1 pseudogene is annotated in these 378 nt (G+C 74.1%); it reads left to right on the top strand.

The features are described from left to right. Positions 1-378 (top strand): annotated as a pseudogene (locus L995_RS29210) (ATP-dependent DNA helicase); the annotation flags it as partial.

Genomic DNA, 378 nt, shown 5'->3' with positions numbered 1-378 from the left:
CCGCGTGCCTGATGGCGCAGGCGCCCACGGGCATCGGCAAGACGCTGGGCACCATCTTCCCCATGCTCAAGGCCATGCCGGACCAGGGCCTGGACCGCCTGTTCTTCCTCACGGCCAAGGGCACGGGCCATGGCCTGGCGCTGCAGGCGCTGGCCAGCGTGAACCGGCAGATTGCCGAGCAGCACCAGCCACCGCCGCAGGAACCGGCAGCGCCGCAACCTCTGCCCTCGCCACCCGCGCCACCCGCAAGGCTGCGCGTGCTCGCCATCCTGGCGCGCGACAAGGCCTGCGAGCATCCCGACAAGGCCTGCCACGGCGACTCCTGCCCGCTGGCGCGCGGCTTCTTCGACCGGCTGCCCGCCGCGCGCGCCGCCGCGC

This window comes from Delftia sp. ZNC0008 (genome assembly GCF_000799035.1).
In the GTDB taxonomy this organism is placed as follows: Bacteria; Pseudomonadota; Gammaproteobacteria; order Burkholderiales; family Burkholderiaceae_C; genus Comamonas; species Comamonas tsuruhatensis.
Note: the sequence above shows the minus strand (reverse complement) of the source record. Positions and strands in the feature narration are given on the sequence as shown.